25 protein-coding genes are annotated in these 22,903 nt (G+C 50.9%); 2 read left to right on the forward strand and 23 right to left on the reverse strand.

Going from position 1 to position 22,903, the window contains the following annotated elements; all coding sequences use genetic code 11:
* Nucleotides 1–2: 2 nt before the first annotated feature.
* Nucleotides 3–1,481 carry an exopolyphosphatase gene (locus tag INP79_RS12435; RefSeq protein WP_194754600.1) on the forward strand — a complete coding sequence of 493 codons (1,479 nt, stop codon included), beginning with the start codon at nt 3–5 and terminating at the stop codon, nt 1,479–1,481.
* A 60-nt stretch (nt 1,482–1,541) separates the two neighbouring features.
* Here INP79_RS12435 and INP79_RS12440 read toward each other — a convergent pair whose 3' ends face one another.
* Nucleotides 1,542–1,787, reverse strand: coding sequence for a hypothetical protein (locus INP79_RS12440; RefSeq protein ID WP_194741681.1), 246 nt, complete (start codon nt 1,785–1,787; stop codon nt 1,542–1,544).
* Between the two features lie 38 nt (nt 1,788–1,825).
* Nucleotides 1,826–2,446 carry a ParA family protein gene (locus INP79_RS12445; protein WP_019883106.1) on the reverse strand — a complete coding sequence of 207 codons (621 nt, stop codon included), beginning with the start codon at nt 2,444–2,446 and terminating at the stop codon, nt 1,826–1,828.
* Between the two features lie 143 nt (nt 2,447–2,589).
* Between INP79_RS12445 and INP79_RS12450 the strand changes: the two genes are divergently transcribed.
* The gene (locus tag INP79_RS12450) at nt 2,590–3,105 is read left to right on the forward strand and encodes a hypothetical protein (RefSeq protein WP_194754601.1); all 516 of its coding nucleotides are present in this window, start codon (nt 2,590–2,592) and stop codon (nt 3,103–3,105) included.
* Between the two features lie 44 nt (nt 3,106–3,149).
* Here the strand turns inward: INP79_RS12450 and INP79_RS12455 are convergent, their stop codons facing one another.
* The 21 genes from INP79_RS12455 to rpoE form a co-directional block, all read right to left on the reverse strand.
* Nucleotides 3,150–3,614, reverse strand: coding sequence for a histidine phosphatase family protein (locus INP79_RS12455; RefSeq protein WP_194741679.1), 465 nt, complete (start codon nt 3,612–3,614; stop codon nt 3,150–3,152).
* 9 nt (nt 3,615–3,623) lie between these two features.
* Entirely contained in the window at nt 3,624–5,666 is a 2,043-nt protein-coding gene (gene ppk1 / locus INP79_RS12460; protein ID WP_194754602.1) for a polyphosphate kinase 1, read from the reverse strand.
* Between the two features lie 67 nt (nt 5,667–5,733).
* Nucleotides 5,734–7,278 (reverse strand): cryptochrome/photolyase family protein, encoded by a 1,545-nt coding sequence (locus INP79_RS12465; RefSeq protein ID WP_194754603.1) that lies wholly within the window; start codon nt 7,276–7,278, stop codon nt 5,734–5,736.
* The gene (locus tag INP79_RS12470; RefSeq protein ID WP_194754604.1) at nt 7,275–7,436 is read right to left on the reverse strand and encodes a DUF2256 domain-containing protein; all 162 of its coding nucleotides are present in this window, start codon (nt 7,434–7,436) and stop codon (nt 7,275–7,277) included. The genes INP79_RS12465 and INP79_RS12470 overlap by 4 nt, the downstream gene beginning before the upstream one ends.
* Nucleotides 7,433–8,263: a triose-phosphate isomerase gene (tpiA, locus tag INP79_RS12475; protein WP_194754605.1), complete on the reverse strand. Its 831-nt coding sequence runs from the start codon at nt 8,261–8,263 to the stop codon at nt 7,433–7,435. The genes INP79_RS12470 and tpiA overlap by 4 nt, the downstream gene beginning before the upstream one ends.
* Nucleotides 8,264–8,330: 67 nt before the next feature.
* Complete coding sequence (gene fba / locus INP79_RS12480) at nt 8,331–9,365, reverse strand: class II fructose-bisphosphate aldolase (RefSeq protein WP_194754606.1); 1,035 nt, start codon at nt 9,363–9,365, stop codon at nt 8,331–8,333.
* 14 nt (nt 9,366–9,379) lie between these two features.
* Nucleotides 9,380–10,357 carry a class 1 fructose-bisphosphatase gene (locus tag INP79_RS12485; protein ID WP_194754607.1) on the reverse strand — a complete coding sequence of 326 codons (978 nt, stop codon included), beginning with the start codon at nt 10,355–10,357 and terminating at the stop codon, nt 9,380–9,382.
* Between the two features lie 253 nt (nt 10,358–10,610).
* Nucleotides 10,611–11,396 (reverse strand): ThiF family adenylyltransferase, encoded by a 786-nt coding sequence (locus tag INP79_RS12490; protein WP_194754608.1) that lies wholly within the window; start codon nt 11,394–11,396, stop codon nt 10,611–10,613.
* A complete protein-coding gene (gene acpS / locus INP79_RS12495; RefSeq protein ID WP_194754609.1) occupies nt 11,393–11,782 on the reverse strand; it encodes a holo-ACP synthase in 390 nt (129 codons plus the stop codon). Before acpS ends, INP79_RS12490 begins: the two co-directional genes overlap by 4 nt.
* Nucleotides 11,783–11,813: 31 nt before the next feature.
* Nucleotides 11,814–12,542: a pyridoxine 5'-phosphate synthase gene (gene pdxJ / locus INP79_RS12500; RefSeq protein ID WP_194741670.1), complete on the reverse strand. Its 729-nt coding sequence runs from the start codon at nt 12,540–12,542 to the stop codon at nt 11,814–11,816.
* On the reverse strand, nt 12,523–12,876 hold the full coding sequence (locus INP79_RS12505) for a hypothetical protein (RefSeq protein WP_194754610.1): 354 nt from the start codon (nt 12,874–12,876) through the stop codon (nt 12,523–12,525). The genes pdxJ and INP79_RS12505 overlap by 20 nt, the downstream gene beginning before the upstream one ends.
* A gap of 430 nt (nt 12,877–13,306) precedes the next feature.
* Nucleotides 13,307–14,059, reverse strand: a complete 753-nt coding sequence (recO, locus tag INP79_RS12510; RefSeq protein ID WP_194754611.1) for a DNA repair protein RecO — start codon at nt 14,057–14,059, stop codon at nt 13,307–13,309.
* 24 nt (nt 14,060–14,083) lie between these two features.
* Nucleotides 14,084–14,989, reverse strand: a complete 906-nt coding sequence (gene era, locus INP79_RS12515) for a GTPase Era (RefSeq protein WP_194741668.1) — start codon at nt 14,987–14,989, stop codon at nt 14,084–14,086.
* The gene (rnc, locus tag INP79_RS12520) at nt 14,986–15,657 is read right to left on the reverse strand and encodes a ribonuclease III (protein ID WP_194754612.1); all 672 of its coding nucleotides are present in this window, start codon (nt 15,655–15,657) and stop codon (nt 14,986–14,988) included. The genes era and rnc overlap by 4 nt, the downstream gene beginning before the upstream one ends.
* A 22-nt stretch (nt 15,658–15,679) precedes the next feature.
* Nucleotides 15,680–16,033 (reverse strand): DUF4845 domain-containing protein, encoded by a 354-nt coding sequence (locus INP79_RS12525; RefSeq protein WP_194754613.1) that lies wholly within the window; start codon nt 16,031–16,033, stop codon nt 15,680–15,682.
* A gap of 49 nt (nt 16,034–16,082) precedes the next feature.
* Nucleotides 16,083–16,898: a signal peptidase I gene (lepB, locus tag INP79_RS12530; protein WP_194754614.1), complete on the reverse strand. Its 816-nt coding sequence runs from the start codon at nt 16,896–16,898 to the stop codon at nt 16,083–16,085.
* 36 nt (nt 16,899–16,934) lie between these two features.
* Nucleotides 16,935–18,728, reverse strand: a complete 1,794-nt coding sequence (gene lepA, locus INP79_RS12535) for a translation elongation factor 4 (RefSeq protein WP_194754615.1) — start codon at nt 18,726–18,728, stop codon at nt 16,935–16,937.
* Nucleotides 18,729–18,918: 190 nt separating this feature from the next.
* Entirely contained in the window at nt 18,919–20,337 is a 1,419-nt protein-coding gene (locus INP79_RS12540) for a DegQ family serine endoprotease (protein ID WP_194754616.1), read from the reverse strand.
* Nucleotides 20,338–20,525: 188 nt separating this feature from the next.
* Nucleotides 20,526–21,494, reverse strand: coding sequence for a MucB/RseB C-terminal domain-containing protein (locus tag INP79_RS12545; protein ID WP_194754617.1), 969 nt, complete (start codon nt 21,492–21,494; stop codon nt 20,526–20,528).
* Nucleotides 21,495–21,512: 18 nt separating this feature from the next.
* Nucleotides 21,513–21,977: a sigma-E factor negative regulatory protein gene (locus INP79_RS12550; protein ID WP_194754618.1), complete on the reverse strand. Its 465-nt coding sequence runs from the start codon at nt 21,975–21,977 to the stop codon at nt 21,513–21,515.
* Between the two features lie 100 nt (nt 21,978–22,077).
* Nucleotides 22,078–22,707 (reverse strand): RNA polymerase sigma factor RpoE, encoded by a 630-nt coding sequence (gene rpoE, locus INP79_RS12555; protein ID WP_019883135.1) that lies wholly within the window; start codon nt 22,705–22,707, stop codon nt 22,078–22,080.
* Nucleotides 22,708–22,903: the final 196 nt, after the last annotated feature.

Below are 22,903 nucleotides of genomic sequence, written 5' to 3' on the forward strand. Positions count from 1 at the left end.
GCATGCTAAATATTACTCATGACACCCAACTCGCTGCCGTAGATTTGGGTTCCAACAGTTTTCGCCTCGAAATCGGGCGCGTTGTGGACGGCCAGATTCTACGTGTCGACTATTTAAAAGAAGCTGTGCGACAAGGCGGCGACCTGGATGAAGAACGCAACCTGAAACCGCAGGCGTTTGAGCGCGGCCTGAAATGCCTGGCCCGTTTTGGCGAGCGCCTGAAAGGGTTTGCACCTGAGCATGTACGCGCGGTTGCCACGCAAACCTTGCGTGAAGCCGCCAACAGCGACGAGTTTATCAAGCAGGCACAAAAAGTACTCGGCTACCCAATTGAGATTATCTCCGGCGTGGAAGAAGCGCGCCTGATTTACCAGGGCGTGAGCCGCATGCTGCCGCAATCAGACGAAAAACGCCTGGTAGTGGATATCGGCGGGCGCTCTACCGAATTTATCCTCGGCCAGCATTTCAAGGCCAATGTTACGGAGTCGTTACGCTTAGGCTCTGTTGGCTGGTCACAAAAATATTTTGCCGATGGCCAGTTCAGTGAGCGCAACTTTGAGCGCGCCGAAATTGCCGCCGAGTCCATTATCGACATGATTGCCAACCGCTACGTCGGCCAGTCCGAAGTGGCCTATGGCGCCTCTGGCACCGTGGGTGCCGTCGCTGATGTATTGGCGGGTGCCGGTTTTGCTACAGACCGCATCGAACGGGCACAACTGGAATGGCTGAAGCAAATTTTAATTAAGGCCAAATCTGCTGACCGCCTGAATATGGAAGGCCTTAAGGACGACAGGCGTGCCGTGATTGGTGGCGGGCTGGCGGTATTGACCGCGGTGTTTGACACCCTGAAACTGGACACACTGATGGTGGCGAACGGCGCCTTACGTCATGGCGTGCTATATGACATGCTGAGCTCTGACCATGCGACCGAAGATTTACGCACGGCATCGATTGCGCGGCTGTGTAAACGCTTTGGCGTCGAAATGGACCACGCCAACAATGTGAGCAAGCTGGCCTTGTATTTTTATGACGCCATGCAGGCTTGCGATAGCCAAAAACCACTGTTGCACTGGGCTGCATTGTGTCATGAAATCGGCTGGGCCATTTCGCACACCGACTGCAATAAACACGGCGCCTACATCCTGGACAACACAGAACTGATGGGTTTTGCACAAAGTGAGTTGCATACCATCAGCCTGCTGGTACTTGGCCATCAGGGTAAATTACGCAAACTGGCCGCCGACTTTGACAACCAGGACCTGGTCTGCCAGTTGATGGCCTTGCGGTTAGCAGTGATTTTCTGCCATTCGCGCCGCCTGCCAGCGCTCAAACACTTGCAACTGGAGCGTCATAAACAGCAATTTATCCTGGCACTGTCGTCACAATGGGCCAGCCAGCACCCGCAAACCCATTACCTGCTGGAAGAGGAATGCCTGTTATGGCAAAAACTGGGCTGGCAGCTAGAGATCAGGCATAGCTAAATAAAATAGTTAAATAAAAAACGGGCATGTATGCCCGTTTTTTATTGTGTTGATGACAACTCAGTCTTTTTTCTTCTTGTCGCGTTTTTCGTCTTCTTCACGCAGCTTGACCACTTTATCGCGCCACTCCTGCAATTGCTCATCTTCAATCTCAAGCTGCAAGGCCAGTGCTTCTTCCTGGCTTAGTTTTTCCTTGATAAAACGCTTAGGCAATTTACCACCCATGCGTGACAGAATGCGTTCAGCCTCATCAGCGCTCAATTGTTTTACTTTATCCAGATACACCGGATTTACCTTGTCTTTCATAGCACTCCCTTTGATTCCCTGTTTGTCACAGGCTCGCTTTAACTGTTTTGCAGAATCCAGTCGGTGACCGGATTCCACTGCGCAATGTCGACCTCTTTCAAGCTGTTCGACAATTCAAAAATACTTAAGCCTTCCTCCGCTGCCGTCACATAAATTTGTGATGAACGCAGCATGGAAAGCACGGCAAAGCCTGATTCATCCATAAATGCTAGCAGGCGCTCTGCTGAGCGCGTGCGAGGCATCACACGCATGCCCACCAGGCCAACAAATGTCTTGTGCTTGCGCACGGCTTTTTCTTCAGCCAGCAGCTCCAAAAAGTCTTGCGTGGCCCCAATATCAAATGCAGATGGCGCAATAGGCACCAACACCAGGTCAGCCTCGGTCACCGCATCAGAAATCTTTTTGTCCCGCAGCCCGCCCGGCGAGTCAGTAATCACCCAATCTGCTTTCTGCAAGGCAGATTTACCAAGGTCTTCGGCATTAAACACGGTGGCAACATGCGATGGGCGGCGCGCCAGCCAGTCAGCTGAAGACTGCTGGCGGTCAATATCTTCCAGCACGATTTTGTGCCCCAGTTGCGCCAGATAGCCAGCAAGATTGGTGGCCAGAGTGGTTTTGCCGCAGCCTCCTTTGGTATTTGCCACCAATACCCTGCGCATCTCATACTCCCTGATTAAAGGTGCTGCATTTTGTCATGAAAAACAGCCTCTATAACACCACAAAAATATGAAATATTTATGACAATTGACGTCAGCAAAAAACGGTATAAACTGTTTTCACAATATCAATTCAGGAGAACCACATGGCCAGCAAACCAGTCGCCAAACCCTTGAGCACCAATAAACCAGCCACAGCAAAAACTAGCAACCCAGCCAAGCCAGTCGCAACCAAACCGGTTGCTGCCACGCCTGCCAGCGCGAAACCTGTTGCTGCAAAGCCCTCTACTGTAAAACCAGCCACGGCCAAACCTGCCATTAAGCCGATTGCCAAAGCCGTTGCAAAAACAGCGGCCGCTACGAAAAAAGTGGCTCCTGCCAGCTCAGCCATTAAAGTGGTGAACAAAACAGCGACAACGACTGAAAAGGACAAACCCAAAACCAGCAAGGTAAAAATGGAGCGCGATAGCTTCACCATGCCAAAAGAAGAGTATGCGCAAATCGCTACCTTGAAAAAACGCCTCGAAGGCCTGGCCAAACCAGCCAAGAAGAGCGAACTGTTGAGGGCAGGCTTGAAGCTGCTATCAGCAATGGATGACGCCTCTTTGAAAGCAGCGATGGCGGCCGTGCCAACGATTAAAACCGGCAGACCAAAGAAATAAGCCTGCATGCACCTGACTTAAAATAGCCAGGTCATAGCCACCGCTTACTCAATCAAATCGGGGCTTTGCACACTATATAATTTATAGGGTGGCCCCGATTTTGGTAGCCGCAACCACCACACGGCACCTTTCTTAATACTGATCTGCCCGTCTGGCATGCCCAGGCTTTGCGCTGCCAGTTCCCCTATCCAGGGCTGGTGGCCGACCAGCATCACAGTCTCAAACGGACTTTGCGCCAGCAACTGCAATAAAGGCTCCAATGGCCTTTCGGGCGCCAGCCGACTATCCTCCTGCCAATCATCGCCCCAATAAGCCACGGTTTCACGCGTACGCACCGCAGGGCTCACCAGCACATACGTCTGTTTTGGCAGATACTTCTTGAGCCAGCTCGCCATTTGCTTGGCCTGTTTATGCCCTTTTTTGGTCAGCGCGCGCTCAAGGTCAGAGGCGCCGTGCAATAACACTTCGGCTTCGGCATGACGCCATAAAATCAAATTTTTCACTGACATCGCGCGGCACTACATGGAATGATATTGTTGCAATAACAGGTTCTGGCAAGACAGCGGCTCGGCATCCTGCGCCAATTGTGCCACAGGCACATACTGGCCTTTTTCTGCCAATTGCCAGGCATCCTTGTTGTCTTGCAGGTAAAGCTGCAGGCTTTCCTGGTAAATGCGGCTTTGCATGGCCGGGTCTTTAATAGGCCAGGCGAGCTCAACCCGCCGCATCATATTGCGGCTCATCCAGTCAGCGCTGGATAGCCACATCTGCACTTGCCCATCCAGCTCAAAATAAAACACGCGTGAATGCTCCAGCAAGCGACCGACGATAGAACGCACGCGGATCCGACCTTTGACTGCGGGTGAGTCGACCGGCAAGATGCAGGCACCGCGCACAATCAAGTCAATCTCCACGCCTGCGCTGGCAGCCTTCATCAAAGCGGCCACCAACGGCACATCTGTCAGGGCGTTCATTTTGGCAATCACCCTGGCTGGTTTGCCCTGTTTCGCCAGGCGCTGGGCCTTCTCCAGCTGCTTGATCATGCTGTTTTGCAGGGTAAATGGTGCCACCAGCAAATGTTTCAGGGCCGGAATCGGCAACTCGCTGGTCAGGTGGCGGAACACCGTTTCCATTTCGCGCGTCAGGTTGGCATCCGCAGTCAGCATGCTCCAGTCTGTGTATAAACGCGTGGTTTTCGGATTGTAGTTACCGGTAGAAAGGTGGCCGTAACGGTGAATCACTTTGCCTTCGCGACGCATAATCAGCAACATTTTTGCGTGCGTTTTCAAGCCCACAACACCATATACCACTTGCGCGCCGACTGACTCCAAGGCCTCCGCCCAGTTAATGTTTGCCTCTTCGTCAAAGCGCGCTTTGAGCTCCACCACCACCAGCACTTCTTTGCCACGACGCACGGCCTCTTGCAGCAAGCGCAACATGCGTGGATCCGCACCGGTACGGTAAATCGTCATACGGATAGCAAGCACCTGATCGTCTTTGACCGCTTCTTCCAGTAATTGGATGACCACCTCAAAACTCTCGTAAGGCTGGTGAATCAGCAGGTCTTTTTCACGCATTTGTGCCAGCAAGGAGGTATTACGTTTGATATGTCGTGGCCAGTGCGGTTGGAAAGGCACAAACTTGAGGTGGTCGCCCTTGGCCATGTCTGGCAACTGGATCAAACGCCCCAGGTTTACCGGCCCGTTAACGCGATAAAGCGCGAGCGGCGGCAGGTTAAACTGCTTAAGCAGAAACTCGGCCAGCGTGTCATCACATTCCTGTGTGACCTCCAGGCGCACGGCTTCACCATATTGACGATGCGCCAGCTCTTCACGCAAGGCCGTACGCAAGTTGATCACATCATCCTCATCTACCTCAAGGTCACTATTACGCGTGACGCGGAACTGGGAGAAATGCAGGATGCTGGCGCCCTGGAACAGCACTTCCAGATTGGCGCGGATAATACTGGTCAAGGATACAAAGCATTGTTCGCCTTTGCTGATGGACGGCGGCAACTGCACCAGCCGCGGCACCACACGCGGCACACGTACAATCGCAATTTTCTCTTCGTCATCAACAGCAATGCGCACAATAAAATTGAGAGACTTATTGGCAACTTGCGGGAACGGATGCGATGGATCCAGCGAGACTGGCATTAAAAACGGCAGCACTTCACGCTTGAAGTAATTAGACACCCAAGTGGTTTGCTCTGGTGTACGCACACCACCAGAGACCAGGTGCACGCTTTCTTTCGCCAGCGCTGGCATCAGCGCATCATTAAACAACTGGTATTGTTGCGCCACCAGCGCCTGTGCCATGGTAGCCACTTGTTCACAGGTCGTGGCTGACACTGGCCCGCTGGTCACACCTTGCTGATACGCCTCCATCTGCAAGGGCATGCGCACCTCAAAGAACTCATCAAGATTGTTAGAGACGATACATAAAAAACGTAAACGCTCGAGTAGGGGATAGTCCTCTCGCTGCGCTAAAGACAGTACACGGGCATTAAAACTGAGAATGCTAAGGTCTCTGTCAAGCAGAGCAGGCGTGGTATTTTTCATGGCGATTATTGTATCGACTCAACCTGTGTCAAATGTGACAGTTTTATGAAATTAAACAAACGTGTTATTACAAATACGCCAATTGCTGCAACCGTTGCTCAGCAAGTGTGCCAAGCGCTACCCGCTCATCTGTAGTCATCTTGGCAATATGTTTGACCATGAGCCGCGTACGTGGATTGCTCGCCAGCCAAGCCTCATGTTTGATTAAAAACGCCCAATACAACGTCGTCAACGGACAGGCACGCTCCCCTGTTTTTTGCTTGGGGTCGTATTTGCAACCCGCACAATAATTGCTCATGCGCTGAATATAAGCGCCACTCGCCACATACGGCTTGCTGGTAAAACGGCCACCATTGGCAAACAAAGCCATGCCTACCACATTCGGCAACTCGACCCACTCGACGGCATCCACATACACCGCCAAAAACCAGTCAGAGACCTGCTGTGGCGACAGTTGCGCCAGGGTCGAGAATAGCCCAATGACCATCAGCCGCTGAATATGGTGGGCATAGCCCGTTTGCAAGGTTTGACTGATGCACTGCGACAAACATTGCATCTGCGTCTCACCAGTCCAAAACCAGCCTGGCAAATCCCGCGTATGCTGAAAATAATTGGCTGACTTTAGCCCCGGCATCTCCAGCCAATAAACCCCACGCACAAACTCGCGCCACCCCAATATCTGGCGAATAAAGCCTTCAACACTGCCCAATGGCGCCTGACCGCTCACATAGGCTTGCTCGGCAGCGGCAATCACTTCGCGCGGATTGAGCAATTTAAGGTTAAGCGCTGAGGCCAGCAGTGAATGCCATAAATATGGCGTGTTTTGCCACATGGCGTCTTGATATGGGCCAAATTGAGGTAATTTCTCGGTGATAAAGTGCGTAAGCAAGGTGAGTGCTTGCTCACGCGTGACTGGCCAGGCAAAAGCCTCCAGTTGGCCCGGGTGATCTGCAAAACGCGCCTTGACCAGCGCGAATACTTCCAGGGTGATTGCATCTGGTGTAAACCCCGGCGCTGGCACCAGCGCTTGCGGGCCTTGCCTGCCTAGTGGTTGCCGATTGTCATGGTCGTAATTCCAGTCACCGCCCGCAGGCGCATCGCCAGCCATTAAAATATTGTATTTTTTACGCATGCCGCGATAAAAAAACTCCATGCGCAAAGAAGTATTTTTTTCGCCATACTTCGCGGCCCAGCGTTTGAACTGGTCTATGCTGCACATAAAATGCGTGTCTTGCAGCACTTGTAAGGGCGTTGCATGTTGCTTAGCCACAGCCTGCAGGCTTTGCCAGACACGCCAATCACCGGGTTCACATACTTTGATTGCCTGTGGTTGATGCTGCTGCAACATGCGCTGCCAAATCGCAGGCAAATCCGGGTAGTCATGCGACGCGAGGCTAAAATAAGTGAGCGGGAATTGTTGGGCGCGCAACTGGTGGGCGAAGTGACGCATGGCAGATAAAAATAGTGTAATGCGCTGCCGGTGCGACCACACATGCTGAGACTCGTGAGCGACCTCTGCCATGACGATATGATCTTGCATGGGGTCAAACCCCTGTAATGCAGGGTTATCCAGCGTCAGCTGGTCGCCAAGAATAATGACAAGGTTTCTCATTTGACGTGTTTTGATGGCGTGCGGCGACAACGTTCAGAACAATATTTGACTTGATCCCAATTGTTAGCCCATGCTTTACGCCAAGTCATGGGTCTGCCGCATTGCTGGCAAAGCTTGGTGGGTAGATGGCTTTTATTCCCTTTATAGTTGCCAGTCATGCCTCAAACACGGGGACCGCTCGCGATGACTCACGCACAGCTGTTTTTTGCTGGTAGCAACGGCTGGCAATCTTGCAGATATCGACAAAATCTTCAGCAACCAGCGCGGCACGGCCCAATAAGCCACCATCTATATCTGGCATGCTGAGTAAACTGTAGGCATTTTTAGGCGCCATACTGCCGCCATAGACAATACGAATCTGCTCGGCAAACTCGCGGTCGCGCTCAGCAATCATCATACGGATAAACGCGTGCATGCGCTGTGCCTGCTCAGGCGTGGCATGCTCGCCGGTGCCAATCGCCCACACAGGCTCATAGGCAATGACCATATTGAATTTTTTGGCTAGCGCGAAGGCTTCATCATCCAGGCCATACACTACATTCAGCATCTGGTTGCGCACGATCAGTTCGGCCATATTGCCATCGCGCTCATCCTGGGTCTCACCGACACAAAAAATAGGCGTCAGCCCGGCATGCAAAGCATTGAGCAGGCGCTTGGTAGCGACCTGGTTACTTTCTAGTTTGAGGGCACGGCGTTCAGAATGGCCGATAATGGTATAGGTGCAGCCAAACTCGGCCACCATTTTGGCGGAAATACAGGAGGTAAACGCACCCTCTGTGAACTGGCTGACATTTTGCGCGCCCCAGGCAATCGTGGAGTCTTGCAGCAAGTCTTGCGCCTGATACAAGTACACATAAGGCAAGCAGACGGCAGTGGCTACGCCATCGAGGTCGTGCAACTCTTGCTTGAGCCTGTTCAGCAAGCCTTGATTTTCAAGCAAGCCGCCGTGCAGCTTCCAGTTACCAATGACTAGTTTTTCTCGCATGATGGGATTCCTTTGCTCATGCCCCCTCGATTTATAATTGCTTTTTTAGGCTGTTTATCTCATGTTGCTAATAGATAGCTGCCATTTTTTCCAGCGAAATTACTTTTATCTTACTCGCTTGTCCGGCACTACCAAAGGCCTCAAAGCGTTCTTTACACAAATGCTGTGCTGCCGTGGTTGCTTCTTTGAAATATTTGCGTGGATCGAACTCCTCAGGATGCTCAACCATATAGGCACGAATCGCCGCCGTCATCGCCAGGCGAATATCAGTATCAATATTAACCTTACGCACGCCATTTTTAATGCCTTCTACAATCTGTGACACCGGCACGCCATAGGTTTCCTTGATATTGCCGCCATAATGCCGAATTTGCTCCAGCAGGGATTGCGGCACACTGGATGAACCGTGCATGACCAGATGCGTGTTAGGGATTTTGGCATGGATTTCGCGAATACGTTCAATCGAAAGCGTATCGTCTGAAGGTGGCCGTGTGAATTTATACGCGCCATGACTGGTCCCAATGGCAATCGCCAGTGCATCGACCTTGGTCGCCTCGACAAACGCAGCGGCCTCATCCGGGTCAGTCAATAATTGTGACTCATCCAGCTTGCCTTCTGCGCCTACGCCATCTTCTTCGCCTGCCATACCGGTTTCCAGTGAGCCCAGCACGCCCAGTTCACCCTCAACCGACACGCCAACTGCATGCGCGAACTCGACGACACGACGTGTCACCTCAACGTTATATTCATAACTCGCAGGCGTTTTTCCATCTTCCCGCAGCGAGCCATCCATCATCACGCTGGAGAACCCACTGCGAATCGCCATCTGGCAGACCTTGGGTGACGCGCCATGATCCTGATGCATGCAAATGGGAATATGCGGATATTGTTCAATCGCCGCTTCAACCATTTTGCGCAAAAAAGACTCCCCGGCATAACCACGTGCGCCTGCTGAGGCTTGCAAAATCACCGGACTGTCGACTTCGTCGGCAGCCTTCATAATGGAGAGAATCTGCTCCATATTGTTGATATTAAACGCAGGCAGGCCATAGCTGTGTTCTGCGGCGTGGTCGAGTAATTGCCTGAGCGAAATCAATGCCATGTCATACTCCTTTATTATTTTGAAACTTGCTGATGATAATCACGCAAGCGCTGGATTTCCTGTTTAGCGCCTAACAAGACCGGCACACGCTGATGACATGCCGTCGGCTGAATCGCCAGCACATCCTCCAGCCCGTCTATACTTGCCCCACCGGCCTGCGTCACCAGCAAACTCATGGGGTTAGCCTCATATAATAATCTCAAGCGACCTGCCTTGACTGGCTGCTTGCTATCGCGCGGATACAGAAACACGCCGCCACGCGTCAGGATACGATGTACATCCATCACCATACTGGCGCACCAGCGCATATTAAAATCGCGCCCACGCGGGCCTTCGCTGCCTTGCAGGCATTCAACAATATAGCGCTGAACGGCAGGTTGCCAATAGCGCTGATTACTGGCATTAATGGCAAACTCAGACGTTTCCTCGCTCATCTGCACGGTTTGTTGCGTTAATACAAATGATTGAGTCGTTTGGTCCAGCGTAAATACATCCGTGCCCTGGCCAATGCTGAGCACCAGCAAGGTAGCAGGACCATACATGATATAAGCCGCGGCACGCTGGTCCTGCCCCGGTTGCAAAAAGGCCTGATCACCCAGCGTAGCCACGCCGAGATTAGGAATCACCGAGAAAATACTACCGACGACCCCGTTAATCGCCAGGTTGGAAGACCCATCCAGAGGATCCATGCTGACCAGGAATGGTGCATCCAGCGTCTCGAACAATACCGGCGCATCCACCTCTTCTGACAACACACCCGCCACCACCGCCGAAGCCCGCAAATGAGCCACAGCCACCTCGTGACTGCGAATGTCCAGTTGCATCTGCGTTTCGCCCTGCACATTGGTACTGGTCATTTTTTCAGTGACGCCTTCCAATGCACCCTGCTTGATCAGGGCAGCAATTTCAATCCCCGCCTCGGCAATATGCCAGACCAGCACATTCAAGGCATGGTTGATAGAAACCTTCTTTAAAAACACATCCAATTGCATGGCAATCACCTTTAATGGATTAAGCGTACTTGGGCCATATGACACTGTAACGGATAGCACCGTCGCTTGAAGTCATGATGACAAGCTGAAAACCAGCGCATTTAAAAGTTAAGTCTGGATGGTTTCCGCGCGGTTAATGCACGAAAACATGCAATGTTTATGCCTGGCTTTTTAAAATAGACGCCACCATGCCCACATTGTTCAACCTGATTGGCCGATGGCGTGCCGCGAGCACTGAATAGACTTAAGTGCGTTAAAGCGCAATCAATTGCTGAATCGCTTGTTGTGCCGCGACAAACCCGGCACTGGCCGTCACGCAGATACTGGAGCCATAGCCCGCACAGTTGAGGCCAGTCAGCCCTGCCGACGACGTTTCACAAGCCTCTTCAGGCCGCTCTACCGGCTCATCCGAATACACGGCCACAATGCCAAATTTGGCTGATTTTTTATGATCCGATGCTTTAGGGAATCCATGGTCTCGTCGCAACTGGTTGCGGACCTTGGCCAGCATGCGATCTCCCTGTACATGTGCCAGGTCAGCCAGGCGTATGCGCGTCGCATCCAGCTTGCCGCCTGCACTGCCCACCATAATCAACGCCAATTGCTGCTGTTTGCAATAAGCTGCCAAGGCAATTTTGGCCTTGGTGTCATCCATGCAATCCACCACCACATCCGGTCGTTCGGCCAACATCGAGGCAAGATTTTCGGGGGTTACAAAATCCTCAATCTCAACCACCTCACAAAGCGGATTAATCGCAGCAATCCGCTCGCGCATGGCAGTCACCTTGGCCTTGCCCAACGTATCTTCCAGCGCATGAATCTGGCGATTCATATTCGACTCGGCAATATTATCTAAATCGACCAGGGTTAACTTGCCAACCGCATTACGCGCCAGCGCTTCAACCGCCCACGAGCCGACACCACCAATACCAATCACCAGCACATGCGCTTGCTGCAAACGGGCCACCCCTTGCTCGCCATACAAACGGCGTACGCCACTAAAGCGGCGCTGAATATCCACTAACTGATCTGCGGTCATGCTGTTTGGGTCGTTTCCAGCACGACATAGGCCAGTGCCAGATTTTTTTCATCACTGATGCTGATATGCGATTGGTAAATATGATGCTGTTTGAGAAAAGCTTGCAGTGTCGATGACAGCTGTAACAAAGGACGCCCTAGCGCATCATGGGTGACAGCAATATTCTGAAAGCTGACATCACCGCGGATGCCGGTACCAATAGCCTTGGCAAACGCTTCTTTTGCGGCAAAGCGTTTGGCCAGAAAACGGGCTTTGAGTTTGCTGGCTTCATAATCTGCCCATTCACTGCTAGCCAGAATCCGTTTGGCAAAGCTATCACCGAACTGATCCAGTGAGGCCTCGATCCGTTCAACTTCGACAATATCTGTGCCTATGCCGTAAATCATTGATGTTCTCCACAATGATTGTGTAATTGCATCATTTAGGTGAAAACTCTTTCATCAGCGCCTTCATCTCACGCACGGCGCTATCCCAGCCTACAAACAAAGCATGCGCTACAATGGCGTGACCAATATTGAGTTCCTCAAAGCCTGGCAGACGCGCAATATGGTGCACATTGTGATAATGCAAACCATGTCCGGCATTGACGACCAGACCCGCCGCTTTCGCATGCTTGAGTGCAGCGTCAATTTTTTCCAGTTCATCCAACTGATCTTTTTCTGTTTCAGCATCGGCAAAAGTCCCCGTATGCAGTTCAATCACCGGCGCCCCCATTTTTGCCGCTGCATCAATCTGCGCCAAATCTGGCGCGATAAACAGTGACACGCGTATGCCTTGGTCAGACAGTTTCTTCACCGCATGCTCTACTTTGGCGTAGTGTGTGAGCACATCCAAACCACCCTCAGTTGTACGCTCTTCGCGGCGCTCAGGCACCAGGCAGACGTCCTGCGGGTTCACCTGAATCGCAATATCAATCATCTCACTGGTGACAGCGCACTCGAGGTTCATTTTGGTTTGCAGCAAGGGCCGTAAAGCAAAAATATCTGCATCCTGCATATGGCGACGGTCTTCGCGCAAATGCAAGGTAATACTGTCTGCACCAGACTGCTCAGCGCGCAGTGCGGCCTGCACCACGCTGGGATATTTAGTGCCACGCGCCTGACGAATGGTTGCGACGTGATCAATATTAACGCCTAGTTTTAACATAGCTCTCTTTGTAATTGGGTGAATGACGATATTTTAACTGTTGATGATGGTAAACCAAATTAATCGCGCGAAAAATAGAAAGATATTCCTGTTTAGACTTAAAGGCTTCCAGACAAACAGACATGCCTCTCCCAAATCCATGTTTGTTTACCAGTTGCTTGAAAGTATCTTCGCGTTTAAAGGTGGATATTCTTTCCCCTCTTGGCGAGTCACTTTCTGGTGCTTGTCCCTCAGAAAGTAACCAAAGAAGAGGGCATCCAGCCATCACGGCCTGCGGCTCCCTTGCGTTGCTCAACAAAATAAGCCGGTCACGAAACTCAACCTGGCAGCTCACACAAAACGTGAGCTGCTGCGGGATTCGAACAGTCGCTCCCTCTACTCTTATTTTGTCTCCGCTACTCAGCGTGATGGGATGGGACTTATCTCGCCAAACTCATATAGTTGAAGTTCGGAAGGTTTGAAAACCAGATTCGTTTATTTAAATTATCAAACGTTGCGCTCACTTGGGTTTCGGGGTCCCCATCTGCCGCGCCGAGCAACGCAGGGTTGACGGGAGTCTTCGGCCATCGGCTGTCCGAGTTCCGCAACAAGCCACGTTCTGTGTGGCTTGTCAGGGCGAGTTTCGATGGACGCCCGGCAATTCGAGTAGCGCAGGATACAAGCGGAAGCTGGGGTGCATTTCTTTTGGTTACTTATTCTTTGTGCAAGCAAAGAAAAGTAACTCGCCTAAAGGCGAAAAGAAACGCTCAGACAATTAAACGCCTTTAAAACCCCTGCAAATCCACCAATAACTGCCTAGTATGCAACGGCTTCTCACCCAAATAATGCTGCAACAAATAGCGCATCAATTGCTTGCTTTGTGACTGCGTCGTCACATTCGAGTAGTTACCCCGCGCCATTTCCAGCAGCGTTGCACCTTGTATCAACAAACCATTGCGGGTTGCCGATGGCGAGCAGGCGCCATAATCCGCTTCAAAACGATAGGTTTCATCCGCATGGATAATTTCACCGTTTTCGTCATGTGTGAGCGGGACGGCATAGCCTAGCTCTTGCAACATTTTGAGTTCAAACCGACGCAGAATTTCGGCGAGCTGACCACTCCCTACATCCTGTTGCAAGGTCGAGAGTAATTGTATGGTTTGTGCGTAATATTCGAATAGTTGCGCATGAGCGTCATCGCGTGGCAGCAAGCGCAGCAGTAACTCGTTCATGTAAAAGCCGCACATGAGCGCATCACCGCGCAGCAGCGTAAGGCCGGTCATCCATTCTAATTCATGCAGGGTTTTGAGTTCGTTTTTACCTGACCAGGTGCCAGCCAGTTGCTGAAAAGATTGCAACATGCCGCGCATGGCAGAAAGTGGCCGCCGTGCACCTTTGGCCACAGCGGCAATGCGCCCGAGGTCGCGGCTGAACATTTCAACCACGAGACTGGTTTCTTTAAAAGGATAGGTGTGGAGAATGAAAACCGGTTGCTGCGATTGCTTGTGGCTACCGGAATCGGGGGATTTTACTGCCATAAAATGCCAGTAGTGAATCTGCTATTAGAAGCCCAGACTTTTCAGTGCACGCGCATCGTCTGCCCAGCCGCCTTTTACCTTGACCCATGTTTCCAGGTAGACTTTGGAGCCGAACAGCTTTTCCATGTCCTGGCGGGCTTCGGTGGAAATTTGCTTGAGCTTTTCGCCACCTTTGCCAATGATCATCGGCTTCTGGCTATCTTTGTCGACAATAATGGCGGCAAAAATACGGCGCAGGTTTTTAACCGTTTCAAACTTCTCGATCTCTACCGTCACAGAGTATGGCACTTCGTCACCCAGCAGACGGAAGACTTTTTCACGCACCAGCTCGGCGGCCAGGAAGCGTTCATTCTTGTCGGTCAATTCATCTTCAGCATAGATGGCAGGCTGTTGCGGCAAGTGCTCGCGCACGGCTGACAGCAACTCATCGAGGTATAAACTCTTTTTGGCGCTAACCGGGACAATGCCGGCAAAGTCAAACAGCAGGTCAAAGTCCTGAATTAAAGGCAGCAAATTACCTTTGTCGCCCATCAAGTCAGCCTTATTCACGACCAGTAATACCGGTTTATTTTTAGGCAGCAGTTTGAGGACGATTTCATCTGCTTCACCCAATTTCATCGGCTCAATCACAAACAGCACTACATCTACTTCAGTGAGTACCTGAGTGACGGTTTTGTTGAGCGTTTTATTCAGCGCGTTGATATGTTTTTGCTGGAAGCCAGGCGTATCCACAAACAAAAACTGCGTATCGTCTGTGGTATGAATGCCCAGCAGCCGATGGCGCGTGGTCTGCGCCTTGCGTGAGGTGATCGCCAGCTTCATGCCTAAAATATGATTTAGCAGTGTGGATTTACCGACATTGGGGCGACCCACAATGGCAACGGTACCACAACGAAAATCGTCTGTAGCGGGGGTAATTTCTTCTGTCATGATTGAATCTCGTCCATGGCCAATTTGGCCGCTTGTTGCTCCGCCACACGGCGACTGGTGCCCACGCCAGTGGTGGTCAGCTTGAGCTTTTTAATAAAACACTGCACGGTGAAGGTTTGCGCATGCGCCTCACCTTCAATAGAAACGACCTGATACTCCGGCAGATCCATTTTCTTGCTTTGCAGATATTCTTGTAATTGTGATTTGGCGTCTTTGTCGATCGCTTTGGGGTCTATGGTTTGCAGCTTGTCGCGATACAACAATGCTACCACTTGTTGGGCAGCGTCAAAACCGCCATCCAGGTAGACCGCGCCGACAATCGCTTCCAGCGCATCAGCCAGAATAGAAGGACGGCGCCAACCAGCGCTTTTGAGTTCGCCCTCCCCTAGCTTCAGTGCGTCACCCAAGTGCAGGTCGGTCGCAATTTCAGCCAGACTGGCTTCACGCACCAGCTTGGCGCGCAAACGGCTTAAATCGCCTTCTGGCAAATGCGGAAACAAATTAAACAGCTGGTGCGCAATAATAAAGTTGAGCACGCTATCACCTAAAAACTCCAGGCGCTCGTTATTCGTGGCAGAAAAACTGCGGTGGGTAAGCGCTTGTTGCAGTAAGGCAGGCTGCGTAAAGCTATAACTAATTCTGGTTTGTAGTACCGGGAGTGCGTTCATTTAAATACGATCAAGCCAGCCATTAAGGCTTGCTGGCGGCATCAAAGTCGATCAACAACGTCATGGTGTCTGTCAGTGGGATTTTTTTCTGGTAGCGCATGGCCACCGTACCGCCACTGATGTCCAAATCACGGCCAGTCACCTCACGGATGCTGTCGACTTGCATCTGATGATCAAACGCAGTGCGCATATCACTGTCGCTTTGCAGCAAAGGATCATGTGCAATACGATTCACGGTCGCCTGGATGGAATAGTACTCCATATAAGATGGCAATGCCTTCAAGGCGACGGTGCCCAGGATGCCAAACGCCGTTAATACCAGCAAAAAGCCGATCAAGCCGATACCGTGTTGGTGAGCGCTCTTTGAGTCATTCATTATACGATCCCTCAAGAAGATGTCTGTTTCCACACGGTTCACCGTGCACTTAACCAATACTTTGCCCGATACGGCGCCATTGGTCAAAGTTAAACCAGATAAAGAATGCGCGGCCAACCAGGTGCTTTTCTGCGACAAAGCCCCAGACACGACTGTCTGAACTGTTATCACGGTTGTCGCCCATGGCAAAGTACTCACCTTCTGGCACGATGATGGTTTCCCCTTGCATCAGGCGGTCACCCGCGCTGCCAGGGCTATACTGGTTCATGATGTCATGAATCAATACATCGTGTTTCACGTCGCCCAATTGCTCGCTCAAGCGGGATGCAGTCACATCCACGGCGCGCGCATTACCGCTTTCGTCATTCACATTCAGTGCATATTGATACGGCTGCACAAAATCCAGGTTGATGACTTTACCGTTAATAGTTAACTGCTTGTCTTTATATTGAATCTTGTCGCCTGGCAGGCCAATGACGCGCTTGATATAGTCAATCGAGGTGTCGGGCGGATAATGAAACACGAATACATCGCCACGCTTAGGCAGGCTCACCGGGTAAAACACATTATTGAGGATAGGCACGCGCAAACCATAAGTGAATTTATTCACCAGGATGTAATCGCCTGCCAGCAGGGTTGGCATCATGGAACCGGAAGGAATCTTGAATGGCTCGACCACAAAAGAACGCACCATGAATACCAGCAAGATAACAGGGAAAAAGCTTTTACTGTATTCCACATACCATGGGTCGGCAACATCGCCCAAGGCACCTGCCTGGCGTTGTTTGCGCAAGACTAGAATATCGAGCAGCCAGATCACGCCTGAGACCAGCAAAATCACCAACATAAAGATTGCAAAATACATGCTTGTTTCCTGAGTAAGCTATTGCACTAAAAGTGACTATTTATCTTCTACACGCAAGATGGCAAGGAAGGCCTCTTGTGGAATTTCCACGTTACCCACCTGCTTCATACGCTTTTTACCTTCTTTTTGTTTTTCCAGCAACTTGCGCTTACGCGTAATATCACCGCCATAACATTTGGCAATCACGTTTTTACGCATGGCCTTCACTGTTTCACGCGCAATAATGTTGGCACCAATCGACGCCTGAATCGCGATATCAAACATCTGGCGCGGAATCAATTCGCGCATTTTAGACACCAGTTCACGGCCGCGATACAGGCTATTGGCGCGGTGCACAATCAGGCTCAATGCATCGACACGCTCGCCGTTGACCATAATATCCAGCTTGACCAGGTCCGCAGCACGGAACTCAAGAAACTCGTAGTCCATGGAGGCATAGCCACGTGACACTGACTTCAGCTTATCAAAGAAATCCAGCACCACCTCATTCAACGGCATCTCGTAGCTCAACATGACCTGGCGGCCCATGTATTGCATATTGCGCTGGATACCACGCTTGTTATTACACAAGGTCATCACCGGTCCCACATAGTCTTGTGGCATCAGCAAGTTCACCACAATCATGGGCTCACGAATTTCTTCCACCCGCGAAGGCTCAGGCAAACGTGACGGGTTCTCTATTTGTACTACTTCACCACTTCTAAGTAACAGCTCATAAATCACTGTAGGCGCAGTGGTGATCAAATCCATGTCGTACTCGCGCTCCAGGCGCTCCTGTACGATCTCCATATGCAGCAAACCCAAAAAGCCGCAGCGGAAGCCAAAACCCAGCGCAGTCGAGTTTTCCGGCTCAAACTGCAAGCTGGAGTCATTCAACCTCAGCTTTTCCAGTGCAGTACGCAAGGATTCGAACTGGTTGGACTCCACCGGATACAAACCCGCAAACACTTGTGGCTTCACTTCTTTAAAGCCAGGCAGTGGCTCAGCAGCAGGTTTACCTGCCAGCGTTACCGTATCACCCACTTTAGCCGCTGCCAGCTCTTTAATACCGGCAATCACAAAACCCACTTCACCCGCGCTTAATTGCGTACGCTGTAGTGATTTAGGTGTAAACACACCGACTTGCTCACACAAGTATTCAGCACCCGTCGCCATCAAGCGGATTTTTTCTTTGGCTTTTAGAGCACCATCCACCACACGCACCAGCATCACTACGCCCACATAGTTATCAAACCAGGCGTCAATCACCAGGGCTTTCAACGGCGCATCAATATCACCGACTGGCGGTGGTACCTTGGCAACCACCTCTTCCAGCACATCGCGCACGCCTTCACCAGTTTTGGCGGAACAACGTACGGCGTCAGTCGCATCCACACCGATGACGTCTTCAATTTCTTGCGAAACGCGCGCTGGGTCGGCAGATGGCAAATCAATCTTGTTGAGGACAGGCGTCACTTCGACACCCAGGTCAATCGCGGTGTAGCAGTTGGCCACACTTTGCGCTTCCACCCCTTGCGAGGCATCCACTACCAGCAAAGCCCCTTCACAAGCAGACAGCGAGCGGCTCACTTCGTAGCTAAAGTCGACGTGACCGGGGGTATCAATCAGGTTGAGCTGATAAATTTCACCGTTATTGGCCTTGTATTGCAGGGCCGCCGTTTGTGCCTTGATGGTGATGCCGCGCTCACGCTCGATATCCATGCTGTCCAGCACTTGTGCTTCCATTTCACGGTCGGCCAAACCACCGCACAATTGAATAATGCGGTCTGCCAGTGTCGATTTGCCGTGGTCAATGTGAGCAATAATCGAAAAATTACGAATATTTTTCATGTTCAGTTATGCGTTATTTACAAGCAAGAAAGGCGCTTGAAGCGCCTTTCAAATGGGGTGCATTTTACAACAAATGCATGAATATCAGTGATTTATTTTCCGTCCAAGCCCAGGCAGGCAACGTTAATCTCGACCTTTAAAAAAACAAAAAGACAGGCTGACCTGTCTTTTTGTAACATCAAAACAGCCCTTACTTGATTTTAATCGGCACGTACAAGGTATTTTCACCTCGTTGTACCAGCACGGCCACGGTTTTACCTGCAGCCACGGCATTGATCTGTTTGTTAAATGCATCCACGCTTTGGCTTTCATTGTTATTCAAACCAAGAATGACATCACCACGGCGAATACCGGCTTGTGCCGCCGCACCGCTACTTTCAATCACCAGCAGGCCATTTTTGCCATTTAGCTTCTTCTTCTGCAACGCAGTCAGCTCGCGCAACGTCAGGCCAATTTTATTTGCCTCAGGCTTGACCGGCTCTTTACTGGATGCAACCACTTCTGGTTGCTCGCTAGGCATTTCGCCCACCCCCAATTGCAGCGTTTTGTTGGCACCTTTGCGCACAATCTCCACGGGCACCACTTTGCCTGGCTTGGTGGTCGCCACCACACGCGGCAAATCACTTGAAGTCGTAATTGGCTTGCCATCAAACTTGAGAATAATATCGCCCGCTTCCAAGCCGCCCTTGTCTGCCGGGCTGTTTTTCTCAATGCCTGCGATCAAAGCACCGCTGGTTTGCTTGAGACCAAACGAATCAGCCAGGTCTTTGGTCACTTCCTGGATACCGATACCTAACCAGCCACGCGCAATGCGGCCAGTCGCCTTGAGCTGATTGGAAATATCAATCGCAACATCAATCGGGATACTGAAAGACAAGCCCATGGAACCGCCACTCTTACTGTAAATCTGCGAGTTCACGCCCACCACTTCGCCACGCAGGTTAAACAACGGGCCACCTGAGTTACCCGGGTTAATCGCCACATCGGTTTGAATAAATGGTACATAGTTTTCTTGCGGCAGCGCACGACCCTTGGCACTGACAATACCGGCGGTCATGGTGTTTTCAAGGCCAAAAGGCGAGCCAATCGCTGCCACCCACTCACCGACCTTCAATGCGTTCGGATCGCCAACAGTCACCTTGGGCAAGCCAGTCGCTTCAATCTTGATCAAAGCGACGTCGGTACGCTTATCTGCACCAATGATTTTTGCCTTGAATTCACGCTTGTCATACAGCTTGACCAACACTTCATCTGCTTCATTCACCACATGTGCGTTAGTGAGAATGTAACCATCGGCACTGATAATAAAACCAGAACCCAATGACTGCGTTTTATAGTCCTGACCACCGTCCTGGCCTTGCCCACCAGGCATGCCGGGGATACCAAAGCGACGCAGAAACTCTTGCAGATTTTCGTCATTTGGCATGCCAGGAAAGCCAATATTGCCACCATGCACCACAGAGGTAATGCTGATATTGACCACCGCAGGCCCTTGCTTTTCTGCCAGCTCAGTGAAGTCCGGCAAATCCTTGGCCTCTACGGCCACCACTGGCATAGCGATGGTGATTGCACATGCCAACATCACGCCAGAAATCCATTGTTTCATCATGATTATCCTACCATTTAATGATTAAAAAAATCGTTTACGCCATCCTGCTAAATGCAGCACGGGAATATTGATACTTGAAAGCGTCACCATCATTACATGGCGACGTTGTAGAGAAATACAAGTTGCGGAGAGATTGGATGCGCACCATATCATTGAACTGGCTGAATGATTGTTCACCAGGATGAAAATTATTTTTTAAATGTCACCTGCTGTGCGATTTGTTCAACCGTTTGCGCAGGCACTTCGCCCACCACGACCAACTGGTAACCATTCAATACATGCGCATAGACATTGGTTGACCCCATGGTTTTCTTACCAACGCGGGGCTGCATGCCCTTCGCCATGGGCTCCACAAACAGCGATACGGACGCCAGGCCATCAGAGAAAATCAACTGTTGCACCGGCGCAGTCCTGCCGGGTACTCTCAACTGGATTTGATCGACTTTTTTGTAGCCCGTGGGCAAATTTGCCACCACTAGATTATCCACGGTATGCGTCAAATCAGTGGTGTCATCCATGACATATGGTTTGGTCGCATCGATCTTGGGCTGAAACCAGTCCAGGTCTTTGGTGTGCAGCATGGCCACCTGGTTAAAACCTATCTGCTCCAGCGTATGGCCTTGCATATCAAGCATGCTCATTTTGAGCAACAAACCATATTCGGCATCCGACCAGATGCGATACTGATAACGCAGATTATCATTCGGCACCATATCGATGACTTGCGCCAGCCGCCCGGCAATGCGCTCCTGGCCGACAAATTTCAGCTTGTAATTTTGCTTGAGGGGGTATAACTGTGTGGGCAACATGGCCGGAAACAGATTCTGGCCACGCCGTTTCTCGATCACGACTTTGTCATTTTTGGCATTGAAGATGACGATATCATCGCCTTCACTGAAGACCTCGCGCGGCCTGCCATCCAGCACCACATTGCGGGTAAACTCGCGCCCACCTTCATAAATATGGGTAATCTGCACCGAGCGTATCATCGCCCCATTGTGATACACAAACAGGCCCTGGTAATTCAATTCACGGGCAGCAGAAGCGGTTTTCTGCATGGTTGCCCAGAGGTCCTCTTCGGCAAATGCTGGCAGGCTGATCGCAGCCAGACACAAGACAGGCAGAAGTGCCCGCAGGAAATCATTCTTAGGTGACATACAGTAACGACAGTAAGGTTATTCGCCAGCGTTGTAAGCTACATTGTGCATGTAATAAGTGGCACTATTGGGCGCATAATTATGATGCGCGACGACATACTGGTCGGTGTCGTTATCCGCAATTTGTGTTGGTGCACCAACCTCAGGCTGATTGAGCACGAACATGCCGACAAAGAAAGCGGCAGCCACAGAAGCGGCAATTGACCAGCTATATTTACTGAAACGCGGGCGGATATGGGTCACTTTGTCAGAGACAGTCACGGCTTGCGGCACCAGCATGGTTGGCTCGTCATCCAGCTGCGCCATAATGCGGCTGGTCATATCAGATTCCACCCAACACTCTTCACGAAGCACATCACGAATCACATGATAGTCACGCCAGGCCTGGGCAACCTCGCCCGTAGATTTGGCTGCGAGAAAAATATGTTCGCAGCGTTCAACATCGACTTCACCGTCGACCAATGCAGATAATTGCTGCTTCATAATAACCCCAAGTCAATCAATGTTTTTATGTTAGCATTTAACAAAAAATTTGTCATAACACCTACACACCCGCTACCGTTTTGTAGCAAATATCGCGCGATTACCAACGTTTATGCTGAGGCGTATCCAACAATGGTCTCAGCTTTGCTGCAATCGTTTCGCGCGCCCTAAAAATACGTGAACGTACGGTACCAATCGGACACTGCATCACGTTTGCAATGTCTTCATAACTCAAGCCTTCCAACTCGCGCAAAGTAATTGCGGTGCGTAACTCTTCAGGCAATGCGGCAATCGCATCGTTCACCGTTTGCGCAATTTCTTTTGTCATCAGCGAGGTCTCAGGCGTTTCCATCGTACGCATATCATCGCCTTCATCGAAGTTTTCTACATCTTCGATTTCCACATCCTGCATCACCTGTGGCTTGCGCCCCAAAGACACCAGATAATTTTTGGCCGTGTTAATACCAATGCGGTATAACCAGGTATAGAACGCGCTATCGCCCCTAAAACTGTGCAATGCACGATAAGCCTTGATAAAAGACTCCTGCACCACATCTTCAACTTCGGCCTGGTCACGAATCATGCGCGACAACAGGCGTCCAAGCTTACGGTGGTATTTTTCTACCAACAATCCAAAGGCGCGTTTATCGCCTTGCTGAGCGCGCTCAACCAGCATTTGGTCAAACTCTTTATTCTCTTGCTGTTTGGCGTTCGCCGCCTGAACAGTCATATCGCGATGACTCCCTTGGGTAATTTTATGATTGGGAGTAGTATACGCTTTTGTGTTATTTTCGACGAACCCGGTGCGCGTTAACGCCTCTAAATTTGCTGTGTGTAACATCGCCTCATCCCTTATTTTTGCCTGCCACTGCAACACGCAATACAGACAATTATGTGACCCTGCATTCCCTTCAAAGTTCCATTGA

The sequence above is a fragment of the Methylophilus sp. QUAN genome, from assembly GCF_015354445.1.
Classification (GTDB): domain Bacteria; phylum Pseudomonadota; class Gammaproteobacteria; order Burkholderiales; family Methylophilaceae; genus Methylophilus.

Bases quoted from the DNA above. Each gene is read 5' to 3' on its own strand.
- era (WP_194741668.1), bottom strand. From the start codon at position 14,989: ATGACAGAAGAAATTACCCCCGCTACAGACGATTTTCGTTGTGGTACC.
- rnc (WP_194754612.1), bottom strand. From the start codon at position 15,657: ATGAACGCACTCCCGGTACTACAAACCAGAATTAGTTATAGCTTTACG.
- rpoE (WP_019883135.1), bottom strand. From the start codon at position 22,707: ATGACTGTTCAGGCGGCGAACGCCAAACAGCAAGAGAATAAAGAGTTT.
- INP79_RS12485 (WP_194754607.1), bottom strand. From the start codon at position 10,357: ATGCAATTGGATGTGTTTTTAAAGAAGGTTTCTATCAACCATGCCTTG.
- ppk1 (WP_194754602.1), bottom strand. From the start codon at position 5,666: ATGAAAAATACCACGCCTGCTCTGCTTGACAGAGACCTTAGCATTCTC.
- INP79_RS12450 (WP_194754601.1), top strand. From the start codon at position 2,590: ATGGCCAGCAAACCAGTCGCCAAACCCTTGAGCACCAATAAACCAGCC.
- fba (WP_194754606.1), bottom strand. From the start codon at position 9,365: ATGGCATTGATTTCGCTCAGGCAATTACTCGACCACGCCGCAGAACAC.
- INP79_RS12545 (WP_194754617.1), bottom strand. From the start codon at position 21,494: ATGTCACCTAAGAATGATTTCCTGCGGGCACTTCTGCCTGTCTTGTGT.
- acpS (WP_194754609.1), bottom strand. From the start codon at position 11,782: ATGATTTACGGCATAGGCACAGATATTGTCGAAGTTGAACGGATCGAG.
- INP79_RS12525 (WP_194754613.1), bottom strand. From the start codon at position 16,033: ATGAATGACTCAAAGAGCGCTCACCAACACGGTATCGGCTTGATCGGC.
- INP79_RS12455 (WP_194741679.1), bottom strand. From the start codon at position 3,614: ATGTCAGTGAAAAATTTGATTTTATGGCGTCATGCCGAAGCCGAAGTG.
- INP79_RS12490 (WP_194754608.1), bottom strand. From the start codon at position 11,396: ATGACCGCAGATCAGTTAGTGGATATTCAGCGCCGCTTTAGTGGCGTA.
- INP79_RS12470 (WP_194754604.1), bottom strand. From the start codon at position 7,436: ATGACTGGCAACTATAAAGGGAATAAAAGCCATCTACCCACCAAGCTT.
- pdxJ (WP_194741670.1), bottom strand. From the start codon at position 12,542: ATGTTAAAACTAGGCGTTAATATTGATCACGTCGCAACCATTCGTCAG.
- lepA (WP_194754615.1), bottom strand. From the start codon at position 18,728: ATGAAAAATATTCGTAATTTTTCGATTATTGCTCACATTGACCACGGC.
- INP79_RS12540 (WP_194754616.1), bottom strand. From the start codon at position 20,337: ATGATGAAACAATGGATTTCTGGCGTGATGTTGGCATGTGCAATCACC.
- INP79_RS12445 (WP_019883106.1), bottom strand. From the start codon at position 2,446: ATGCGCAGGGTATTGGTGGCAAATACCAAAGGAGGCTGCGGCAAAACC.
- recO (WP_194754611.1), bottom strand. From the start codon at position 14,059: ATGGCAGTAAAATCCCCCGATTCCGGTAGCCACAAGCAATCGCAGCAA.
- lepB (WP_194754614.1), bottom strand. From the start codon at position 16,898: ATGTATTTTGCAATCTTTATGTTGGTGATTTTGCTGGTCTCAGGCGTG.
- INP79_RS12465 (WP_194754603.1), bottom strand. From the start codon at position 7,278: ATGAGAAACCTTGTCATTATTCTTGGCGACCAGCTGACGCTGGATAAC.
- INP79_RS12440 (WP_194741681.1), bottom strand. From the start codon at position 1,787: ATGAAAGACAAGGTAAATCCGGTGTATCTGGATAAAGTAAAACAATTG.
- INP79_RS12550 (WP_194754618.1), bottom strand. From the start codon at position 21,977: ATGAAGCAGCAATTATCTGCATTGGTCGACGGTGAAGTCGATGTTGAA.
- tpiA (WP_194754605.1), bottom strand. From the start codon at position 8,263: ATGCGAGAAAAACTAGTCATTGGTAACTGGAAGCTGCACGGCGGCTTG.
- INP79_RS12435 (WP_194754600.1), top strand. From the start codon at position 3: ATGCTAAATATTACTCATGACACCCAACTCGCTGCCGTAGATTTGGGT.